The 4,013-nt window shown below is 39.2% G+C and carries 2 protein-coding genes and 1 pseudogene; all 3 read left to right on the forward strand.

The annotated features are described in order from the left end of the window. A pseudogene (locus tag J7R12_RS09110) lies at nt 1-124 on the forward strand (DUF3792 domain-containing protein); the annotation flags it as partial. Nucleotides 125-979: 855 nt separating this feature from the next. After that, complete coding sequence (locus J7R12_RS08420; protein ID WP_126603737.1) at nt 980-2,164, forward strand: MFS transporter; 1,185 nt, start codon at nt 980-982, stop codon at nt 2,162-2,164. A 441-nt stretch (nt 2,165-2,605) separates the two neighbouring features. Then, nucleotides 2,606-3,970: an MFS transporter gene (locus J7R12_RS08425; RefSeq protein WP_126603738.1), complete on the forward strand. Its 1,365-nt coding sequence runs from the start codon at nt 2,606-2,608 to the stop codon at nt 3,968-3,970. Nucleotides 3,971-4,013: the final 43 nt, after the last annotated feature.

A 4,013-nucleotide genomic window follows, 5' to 3' on the forward strand; every position in this document is an offset into this window, starting at 1 on the left:
AGCTGCTAAAACAGCTTCTTACATGGGATGGTGGGGCTTTTTAGGAGGCCTGATTGGCGCCGTGATTTCCAGTGTCTTTGGCTATTATGGTTACAGAAGCCGTAAGGATACTTTCATGCTTTAAAACCTAAGAGCACGTAAAGCATAAAACAAAGAAAAAGCTGTACAACTAACTGTACAGCTTTTTTTATAAATTGCGCTGATTTCACTTTGCTTTTCTGGACTACTTTACTTTTTAAAAGCCATCTCTTATTTAAAATGATCTCTCATCACGCCTTTATGCCCTTCGCGCATTCTTTCCCTTCGCTTATTTTCTTATTATGAAAGAAAATATTGAAGAGCGCTAAATCTTACTCAATGTGTTAAAATTCTCACACGCCTCCTTAACTATAAATTGGACATGGAAAAACCGCACTGTATAAGTGCGATCATGGATAGAATAAAAACTTCTTCCTCTCCAAATTCCTGAACAACAGAACAGTCATTGAAGAAAAAAATAGCTTAATGATCAAAAGTCCATGTTTAAAAACATCTCATTTATACAGATAGAGCAATTTACACGCCCCCTTTAGTAATGACTTCTTTCATAATAAAATCCATGCTACAGTGAAAAGAATAGCAAAGAACTTTGGGGGGCTTATGTTATCAACGATAAGGGGGGCAATATATGCGTATCTCAAGCAATAAAATAAAAGATGTTATTAAATTGGCTGTTGACGAAATCATGCCAATCCTCATCACTACTCAATACGCTCAGTGCAACATCACGCAAGTTTGTAAAAACAATCATGATAGGGATGCTTCACATAAAGCTCCATAATAGAATGTTGATGCAAATCTGCATACCCCCTTCGTAACATTCAGTGAAAAAGACTGAAGCATGTTTTGTGGACATATCACAATTAAAGGATAAACCACATAACGTAGAGAAAGAAGAAATTTTAAAAACCGTCAAAGCTTTAGCGTCTTGGGGAGCGTTGTGACAAAGAAAAAATCCATTATTTTTGCCCAAAGTGGACTTTTCCTCGTTTTAGGGTTTTGCAGTTTTGCAGATGAAACAGCGCAAGTCACCTTTGCTTTACACTTAGCACAAAACACATCCTCGATTTCAATGCTGCTTTTTGCAGGGCTTATCGGCGCAATTTGTGCTGGACCAATTGCACCACAACTCTTGCATCGGCTAAGCACTGCTCGAACAGTTGCTCTTGTTTTATTGTGTGAAGCAATATTCATAGCTATAGCCGCAATTGTCAACCAATTCTGGACCTATATTGCCATTTCTTTCGCACTGGGCTGTGCTGGTTCACTCTTTTGGTCGACAATTCTCGTTTGCGTGCCTGAATTTGCAAAAAATGACCAGCAATTAGACCGTATCAACCGTGTTATACAGACAGTTCGCAATCTTGGCTACATTGCCGGCCCACTCTTAGGAGGCGTGTTGTATGGTGTATCAAACGGGCAAAGAGGATTGTTTGTGCTTTCAGTTATCGTTCTCTGTGCAACCATTCTCATCCTATTGTGTTTTAAAACTCTAAAAATACATTCTAAAACAACAAAAACATCGCAATACACCAATAAAGGACTAGATGTAGGAGGACTATTGCGTAAAAAAAATGTTTTCTATGCACTTGCTCCACTTATTATCACCATCATACTCACATCTGCTCTCAACGTCTTATCTATCGTCCGTATTCGTACCAATCTTCATTTAAGTGCACAAACATATGGGGTAATCACAAGTATGATAAGCTTAGGCCTCGTGGTTGGTCCTCTCTGTTTCTCCAGCCTTTTTCATCGCTTTGGCAATGCCGCTGGAGCATCATTGGCTGCGACAATCATCGGCTTTGGAGTTTTCTGTTTTTCCCTAACAGATATGGTATGGTTAATGATGCTGTCATATTTTATTCTTGGAGCAGCCAACGGCGTGCAAAACGCCCTGATGGCAAGTTTTATGATGAAAGCTATTCAGAAAGAACACAGAAACAACCAAATGCCCGCCTATATCTTTATCATACAAATATCTGTGAGTATTGGCTTCATAGCAGCGGGTTTTGTGAGTGTGCATCATACCCAAAGCACTCTCCTTCTGATCGGTATCGCCACAATGCTGGCAGGCATGTTAGGTTTTATATTCAATAGCACTGGGCAAAAAACAAGGATTTGATGACTTTAAAAGAGAAAGGATATTTTCCGCACAAGCTGACAACAGCAAGAATTTCCTTTCAACTCACCAGAACTTTTAAAAGAGTTTGATCATCATTGGCTGCAGCAATCATTGGCTATGGAATTTTCTGCTTTTCCTTAAACTGGTGGTATGATTGATAATCATTTGTTCTTTGGAGCAGGCATACACGCCTAAGTTCTGGTTGTGCTCTCATGCAAAGAGAATTGACGGCGAAAAGACTCCTCGATAAATTCATTGAAATCAGCTTAACCGAAGGCTTCTTTTTAGAGGAAGAGGGATTATACACAAGGGGACCATCGGCACTTCCAATCACATTCACTCCAATATCGGAGCCATCACAAACAGATGTTCATTCTTAAGGCTCTGTAATTTATGGGAGCAAAACCCATATTTTAAAGACTATCTGTAAGGAGCATGATAATGCAAAAAAGAGATTCCTATACGAAATCGGAAAGATATGTAATATATACCGTCATTATTTCCAGCATACTCCCCTTGCTGGACGGAAGCATAGTGAATGTTATCCTTCCTAACCTTGCCCATTATTTTTCAGTGGGGGAAAATAATATACAATGGGTTGTAACGTCTTATTTTCTAGCCACCGTGCCAGGATTGTTGATAGCAGCTTTTGTGCAGGGGAGAATAGGTATCAAAAAGACTTGGTTCCTTGCAAGCTTCATTTTTATGCTTGGATCACTGGGGGTAGGATTAAGCTATGATTTTCCAACCATTATAGCTGCCCGTATCGTTCAAGGTTTCGGGACAGGACTTTTACTTCCCCTTAGCCAAACCATTGTTGCATTACAATTCGGGCAGGAACGGGTACGCCAAGCCATGGGCACCATAGCCATACCAACAGTTTTCGCTCCTGCCTTTGGTCCGCTAATAGGCGCCTCACTTGCTCAGTATGTATCTTGGCGTTTGTTATTTTTTATCAATATTCCGCTCATTTTATTGGCACTCACCATTGGAGCTAAACATTTAAAGACCAACGAAACAACAAAAACAAAATTTAACTTATTTGCATTTTTAGCGTTTTCTATATCTCTTATTTCGATTTTTTATCTCACACAAGCCCCACATCTAAAGAACAACAACCCTGTATATATCAGTGCACTTATAGCGGTGATATCTCTCCTATTTTTCATTGTTTCTAATCAGAAAGCAAAAAACAAATTAATCGTCTTTAGCGGATTTCAAAATGCGCGCTACACATTACTCATGATCATGGGGCTTGTTGCTTCATTTCTTTTTTACAGCTTTCTCGTTTATTTTCCGTTAGCGGTCGTTATGGGAGAAAACCACGAACACAGCCTTCTCATCATCGGCACAGTCCTCGCTTTGCAAGGGGTGGGAGCATGGGTTGGTAGGAAATTTATTTACCAAAAATGGAAAGAAAAATCTGCCTTTTTCATGATAGGAATTGGTTTGGTGATCTCAAGCTTTGGATTATTATGCTTCGGCTATAATATAAGCATGGATGGGCTTGGATTCTTGCTAAGGGGCGTAGGACTTGGCATTACCACCATTGTATGCCTGTCTGCTCCCATCCAATATGTCAACAGTTCATACATCAAAGATACGGCAGTTATCACCCGTATATTACAACAAATAGGTGGAGCCTTTGGGGGTGTTTTTGCTGGTTTTTTGATCCAATCTCTGACAGAGGAATATCTTACTTTAAGTCAAACATATAACATATTTTTTCTATTTTCCGTCAGTGTCTTTTTAGTTTTTTTCTTAGCACTCTATTTATTGCGTAAAGAGGAGGATTTTGATTTGTGATATGCTTTTTACGTATCCTTATATTTTTTTGGAGGAAGCGTTT

The organism is Bartonella vinsonii subsp. vinsonii (assembly GCF_902825235.1).
Classification (GTDB): Bacteria; Pseudomonadota; Alphaproteobacteria; order Rhizobiales; family Rhizobiaceae; genus Bartonella; species Bartonella vinsonii.

Bases quoted from the DNA above. Each gene is read 5' to 3' on its own strand.
- J7R12_RS08425 (WP_126603738.1), top strand. From the start codon at position 2,606: ATGCAAAAAAGAGATTCCTATACGAAATCGGAAAGATATGTAATATAT.